Here is a 6131-nt window from a genome sequence, read left to right as displayed (position 1 = left end):
TCGCCGGGCATTCGGCCCTGGGCCTGGCCTTCGCCGCCCTGATCTATCTGGTCTGCTTTTCCGGGACGCTCGCCGTCTTCGCGCAGGAATTCACGCGCTGGGAAAAGCCGGGCGCCCCGATGCTCCATACGGTCGCCCCCGAGAGCGTTCAGCGCGCCCTGGCCGCGGCCCAGGCCGAATTCGGCTCTCCGGCGGAACACGCCTATCTGACCCTGCCCACCCCCGAACTGCCCCGTTTCCAGATCAGCCTGGACATCGGCCACGGCCAGGTCGAACGCAAATGGTTCGTGGACGGCGCCGGCGCGCTGGCCGGCCCCGCCGACGCGGCCTGGACCGACTTCATGAGCGCCCTGCACATCTATCTGCACCTGCCGCGAACCTGGGGCGGGTTCGTCGTCGGCCTGACCGGCGTGGCCCTGCTGTCCTCGCTGATTTCCGGCGTCCTGGCCCATCCTCGGGTCTTCAAGGACGCGTTTCATCTGCGCTGGGGCGGCTCGAAGCGCCTGCAGGAGGCCGATCTGCACAACCGCATCGGGGTATGGGGCCTGCCGTTCCATCTGGTGGTGACCCTGACCGGCGCCCTCCTTGGCCTCGCCACCCTCATCATCGGCGTTCTGGCCATGGTCGTGTTCGATGGCGACACCGGCAAGGTCTACGAAGTGTTCTTCGGCCCCCCGCCCATCGACGATCCGCGCCCGGCGCCCTTGCCCAATCTCGTCGCCGCGCTCGACGGGGTCGTTCGCCTCACCCCCAACGCCCAGCCCTCCTTCGTGGCGGTCGAGCATCCCAATGAACGGGGCCAGGGCGTGCTGGTCACCGCGCGCCAGCCGGACCGGCTTGCGCTTGGAGAAAACTATACCTTCGACGGCGCCGGCGGGCTTATCCGCGCGCCCAAGACGGTCGACCGCTCGATGGGCGAGCGCGTGTTCAATGTCCTGGCCGTGCTGCATTTCGGCTGGTTCGGCGGCTGGCCGATAAAGATCGCCTATGGCTTGCTCGGCCTCGGATTGACGAGCGTGACCTCGTCGGGCGTCGCGATCTGGCTGGCGAGGCGCCGCGACAAGGGCCGGCCCGCGCCGCGATGGGAGCGTGTCTGGATCGCGGTGGTCTGGAGCCAGCCCTTCGCCTACGCCGCCTCGATGATCGGCGCTCTCACGGCGCCGACGATCGCTCCGGTCGCCGTCTGGGCCGTGGCGACCGCGGCGGCCCTTGCGACGACGCTGGTCTGGGATGTGAAGGCGATTTCGGCGCGCCTGCGCCTGGCCACGGCGGCCCTGCTCGTCGCGGCGGCGGCCAGCCACCTGGCCGTCCATCGGGCCATCTATGCCGACGCCATGGCCTGGGGCGTGCAGGCGAGCCTGATCGCCGCTGCAGCCGTCCTCGTCGCCTCGGTGCTGCTCGGACGGGCTCCACGCGCGGCCTCTTAAGGAGGCGCCCGTCTTCTCCCTCTCCAGTTGAGAGAGGGAGAAGACGCTGCGATCAGCCTTCGTACTTGTCCTGCACCATGCGGTTCAGCAGGCGCACGCCATAGCCGGTCGCGCCGTCGGGAATGGTCGGCACGGTCGACGGCTTCTTCCAGGCGGTCGAGGCGATGTCGAGGTGCGCCCACGGCACGCCGTTCACGAAGCGCTGGATGAACAGGGCCGCGGTGATCGAACCGCCCGGCCGCCCGCCGGTGTTCTTCATGTCGGCGATCATCGAGTCGATCTGCTTGTCGTACTGCGCGGGCAACGGCATCCGCCACAGCGGCTCGGCTTCGGCGCCCGAGGCCGCCAACAGGTTGGCCGCCAGCTCGTCGTTGTTCGAGAACAGCCCGGCATAGTCGTTGCCCAGGCTGATGATGATCGCCCCAGTCAGGGTCGCCAGGTCGACCATGAACTTCGGCTTGAAGCGGTCCTGGCAGTACCAGACGGCGTCGGCCAGCACGAGGCGGCCTTCGGCGTCGGTGTTGATGATCTCGATGGTCTGGCCCGACATCGAGGTGACCACGTCGCCCGGACGCTGGGCATTGCCGTCGGGCATGTTCTCGACCAGGCCGAGAATGCCGATGGCGTTGACCTTGGCCTTGCGGCCGGCCAGGGCGTGCATGACGCCGGCCACGGCGGCCGCGCCGCCCATGTCCCACTTCATGTCTTCCATGCCGTCGGCCGGCTTGATCGAGATGCCGCCGGTGTCGAAACAGACGCCCTTGCCGACGAAGGCCACCGGCTGGGCGGACTTGTCCGCCGCGCCGTACCACTTCAGGATCGCAAGCTGGCTCTCACGGGTGCTGCCCTGGCCCACGCCCAGCAGCGAGCCCATGCCGAGCTTCTCCATCTCGGCCTCGCCCAGCACCTCGACCTCCAGGCCAAGTTCCTCCAGCGCCTTCACGCGGGCCGCGAACTCGGCCGGGTAGAGCACGTTCGGCGGCTCGGAGACCAGGTCGCGCGAAAAGGCGATCGCGTCGGCCAGGGCGGCCAGCGGCGCGAACTCGGCCGCCGCCTTGCCCGTATCGGCGGCCACGACCTGCGCCGCGGCGATCGAAGGCTTCTTCTCGGCCGGTTCCTTGGTGCGATAGCGGTCGAAGCGATAGGCGGCCAGCCGCAGGCCGAGCGCCGCATGCGCCGCCGAGCCGCCTTCCGGCGGAACCACGCGCAGAGTGGTCAGGCCCGAGGTCTTCACCGCATGATAGGCGCTGGCGGCCGCATGCTCTGCGCCGATGGCGTCGAACGCCGCCTTCTTGCCCGCGCCCACCAGCAGCACCCGCGCCGCCTCGCCGGCCGCGCCCAGCACGTCCAGCACCTGGCCCTTCGCGCCGGTGAACCTCTGGGCCGCAGCCGCCCGGGTCAGGGCGCCGCCAGCCGCCGCATCGGCCGCCGCGGCCGCGCCGGCCAGGACCTCACCCTCGAACACCACCAGGGCCAGGGCGCTCTTCTCGCCGACCGCGGCGCCGGCCGCGACGAACTCGATCTGCATCAGTCTCGAACTCCGAATAGACTTGGGCCCGCGCCCCTCTTGACGACAAGCTTGGCCGCTCGTGCGGCGGTTGTGTGACGCGGCGACGCATGATTTAGAGCAGGATCACGCCTGGGGCGCGCAAAATCCCCGGCCGGCCGCACATTTCTTCCCCTACATTCCCCGCATGCCGCTGATCGACCGCTACCTGCTCCGCCAGCTTCTCGGCCCGACCGTGCTGGCCACGCTCGCCCTGACGGCGGTCGCCCTGCTGTCGCAGAGCCTGTCGGCGCTCGACATCATCGTCAGCCAGCGCCAGAGCGCCCTGGTCTTCGCCAAGGTGACGGTGCTGGCCATGCCCCAGCTCCTGAACATGGTGCTGCCCATCGCGGTCTTCGTCGCCGCCCTGGTCTCGCTGAACCGCCTGCACACCGAACAGGAGATCGTCGTGTGCTTCGCCGGCGGCATGAGCCGCTGGCGCGTCATCGCCCCGGCCCTGCGCCTGGCCTCGATGATCGCCATCCTGGCCCTGGTGATGAACCTGTGGATCCAGCCCATGGCCGCGCGCGAGATGCGCCAGACCCTGTTCGAGGTGCGCACCGACCTCGCCTCGACCCTGATTCGCGAGGGCGAGTTCACCAATCCGGCGCCCGGCCTGACCGTCTACGCCCAGTCGATCGACGCCACCGGCCTGATCCACAACCTCTTCATCCACCAGCAGAAGGACGGCGGCGGCGCCACCACCTACACCGCCGACCAGGGCCGCCTGGAACGGCGCAATGGCAAGCCGGTCCTGGCCATGCACAAAGGTTCGATGCAGGAATTCAGCGACGCGGGCGTCCTGAACTATCTGACCTTCGACGACTATCCCTACGACCTGTCGCCGTTCATGCGCAGCGACGAGCTGATCCACTATAAGCCGTCGGATCGCTACCTGCACGAACTGCTGTTCCCCGACTTGCAGCAGGACTGGGAAAAGCGCAATCAGCTCAAGCTGCTGGCGGAAGGTCACAACCGCATCGCCAGCCCGCTCTACAACATCGCCCTGATGGCCCTGGCGGTTTCGGCGATCATCGGCGGCGGCTTCTCGCGCATGGGCTACAGCCGCCGCATCGCCATCTTCAGCGCCGTGGCCGTGGCCTTCCGCATCCTCGGCTTCGTCGTCCAGGCCGCCTCCGAGGAAGCCGCCTGGATCAACCTGTTCCAGTACCTGGTGCCGCTGTTCGCCACCTATGTCGCGCTACGCGATATCTTCCGTGAAAAAGTCACGCGCTTCATCGACATGCGCAAGAAACCTCACCGGATCAGCCGACGCACGGAGGCTGCGGCATGATCGGGGCGGGCAAGCTCGAACGCTATGTGATGGGCCGCACCCTGGCGAGCGTCGGGGCAGCGCTGGCGGTGATCGCGGCGGTCATCATCCTGGTCTCCTTCGTCAACCTCTCGCGCGAGGTGGCGGTGCGGGCCGATGTGGGCGTCACCCAGCTCTTCGTCCTCACCCTGCTGCAGACCCCCGCCGTGGTCCTGTTGCTGTTGCCGTTCGTCTTCCTGTTCGGGGGGATCGCCGCCTATGTCGGCCTCAATCGTCGCTCCGAACTGGTGGCGATGCGCGCGGCCGGCATCTCCGCCTGGCGCTTCATCCTGCCGTCGGCCGGCCTCGCCGCCCTGATCGGCGTCGCCGTGGTGCTGGTGTTCAACCCGCTCGCCGCGGCGTTCAGCGCCCGATACGAGGCCGAGCGGGAGAACCTGATGGAGAACTACCTGACCGACGCGCCCAAGGAGGTGTGGCTGCGCCAGGGCGACGACCGCAACCAGATCGTCATCCACGCCAAGCAGCGCGACACCGCCGAGGGCCGCGTGCGCCTCAAGGCCGTGTCGCTCTTCGTCTACCAGAAGGACCAGGCCGGACGGCCCGAGTTCAAGCGCCGCATCGAAGCGGCCGAGGCCCAACTCTATCCAGGCTACTGGAAGCTGACCGACGTCCGTGAGGCCAGCGCCGGCGAAAGCTCGGTGCGCTCCGATTCCCTCTCCATCCGCTCGACCCTGGATGCGGAGTCGGCCATGGAGCGCTTCGCCGCCCCGGAATCGGTGGCCTTCTGGCGGTTGCCGGCCGCCATCCGCCTGACCGAACAGGCCGGCTTCTCGGCCAACGGCTATCGCCTGCGCTTCCAACAGCTCCTGGCGACTCCGATCCTGTTCGCGGCCATGTCGATCCTGGCCGCGGCCTTCTCGCTGCGCCTGGCGCGGCTGGGCGGCCTGGCGGGCCTGGCCGGCTCGGGCGTGGCGCTCGGCTTCATCGTCTTCTTCTTCAACGAGTTCTCCGGCGCCCTGGCCGACGCCGATATCATTCCGTTGTTCGCCGCCGCCTGGGCGCCGCCTCTGGTGGCCCTGCTGTCGGGGCTTGCGCTGCTCTGCTACACCGAAGACGGTTGAATCGCCGGTCGCAACGGCTATCAACCCATCTCGAACCGCGACGAGGGGAGTTCATGAGTCTCGGCAGGCGTTCAGCCTACGCCAAGCGCGGCCTGCTTGCGGGCGCGGCGCTCATGGTGCTCTGCGGCGCGGCCCAGGCGCAGGAGGCCTCGCGTCCGGCCGCCGCCTCGCCCGACGGCCTTGCCCCCGGTCAGCTCTATATGGAAGCCGACCTCGTCATCCGCGACGACAAGAACAAGACCACCACGGCCAGGGGCGACATCGTCGTGCGCTACCAGGGCCGCACCCTGCGCGCGCAGGAGCTCATCTACGACGAAGCCAAGGGCCTGATGCGGGCTCGCGGCAAGACCTCGATCGTCAATGCCGACGGCAGCGTCGAATACGCCGACGAGATCGTGCTGGACGACCAGATGAAGGCCGGCGTCGCCACCGGCTTCGCCGCCCGCCTGCCGCAGAACGTCAAGCTCGCCGCCGCCAGCGCGGTGCATCGCTCGGAAAAGGTCAACGAACTCAACCGCGCGATCTACACCCCTTGCGAGATCTGCGCGCCCGACGGGACCTCCAAGACCCCGACCTGGTCGATCAAGGCCGACAAGGTGGTCCAGGACAAGGACCGCCAGCTTGTCTACTACCGCAACGCCGTCGTCAGGATCCTGGGCGCGCCGCTCGTATTCCTGCCGATCTTCTGGCACCCGGACCCGCAGGCCGAGCGCAAGTCCGGCCTGCTGACCCCCGAGATTTCGCCGTCCAACCGCCGCGGCCTC

At 68.7% G+C, this 6131-nt stretch carries 5 protein-coding genes; 4 read left to right on the top strand and 1 reads right to left on the bottom strand.

All coding sequences use genetic code 11. The annotated features are described in order from the left end of the window. Positions 1-1427, top strand: a 1427-nt coding sequence (locus ACE3TL_RS16340) for a PepSY-associated TM helix domain-containing protein (RefSeq protein WP_374579728.1), incomplete at its 5' end; no start/stop codon positions are given. 52 nt (positions 1428-1479) lie between these two features. On the opposite strand, the gene ACE3TL_RS16335 is transcribed toward ACE3TL_RS16340, so the two are convergent. Next, complete coding sequence (locus tag ACE3TL_RS16335; RefSeq protein WP_374579727.1) at positions 1480-2955, bottom strand: leucyl aminopeptidase; 1476 nt, start codon at positions 2953-2955, stop codon at positions 1480-1482. 166 nt (positions 2956-3121) lie between these two features. On the opposite strand from ACE3TL_RS16335, the gene lptF reads away from it, so the two are divergent. The 3 genes from lptF to ACE3TL_RS16320 all read left to right on the top strand — a co-directional run. After that, entirely contained in the window at positions 3122-4267 is a 1146-nt protein-coding gene (lptF, locus tag ACE3TL_RS16330) for an LPS export ABC transporter permease LptF (protein WP_374579726.1), read from the top strand. Next, the gene (locus ACE3TL_RS16325) at positions 4264-5367 is read left to right on the top strand and encodes an LptF/LptG family permease (RefSeq protein WP_374579725.1); all 1104 of its coding nucleotides are present in this window, start codon (positions 4264-4266) and stop codon (positions 5365-5367) included. The genes lptF and ACE3TL_RS16325 overlap by 4 nt, the downstream gene beginning before the upstream one ends. Before the next feature lie 53 nt (positions 5368-5420). Then, the coding region (locus ACE3TL_RS16320) for an LPS-assembly protein LptD (RefSeq protein ID WP_374579724.1) at positions 5421-6131 on the top strand (711 nt) is incomplete at its 3' end.

The sequence above is a fragment of the Phenylobacterium sp. genome (assembly GCF_041920015.1).
In the GTDB taxonomy this organism is placed as follows: domain Bacteria; phylum Pseudomonadota; class Alphaproteobacteria; order Caulobacterales; family Caulobacteraceae; genus Phenylobacterium.
Note: the sequence above shows the minus strand (reverse complement) of the source record. Positions and strands in the feature narration are given on the sequence as shown.

Bases quoted from the DNA above. Each gene is read 5' to 3' on its own strand.
- ACE3TL_RS16335 (WP_374579727.1), bottom strand. From the start codon at position 2,955: ATGCAGATCGAGTTCGTCGCGGCCGGCGCCGCGGTCGGCGAGAAGAGC.
- lptF (WP_374579726.1), top strand. From the start codon at position 3,122: ATGCCGCTGATCGACCGCTACCTGCTCCGCCAGCTTCTCGGCCCGACC.
- ACE3TL_RS16325 (WP_374579725.1), top strand. From the start codon at position 4,264: ATGATCGGGGCGGGCAAGCTCGAACGCTATGTGATGGGCCGCACCCTG.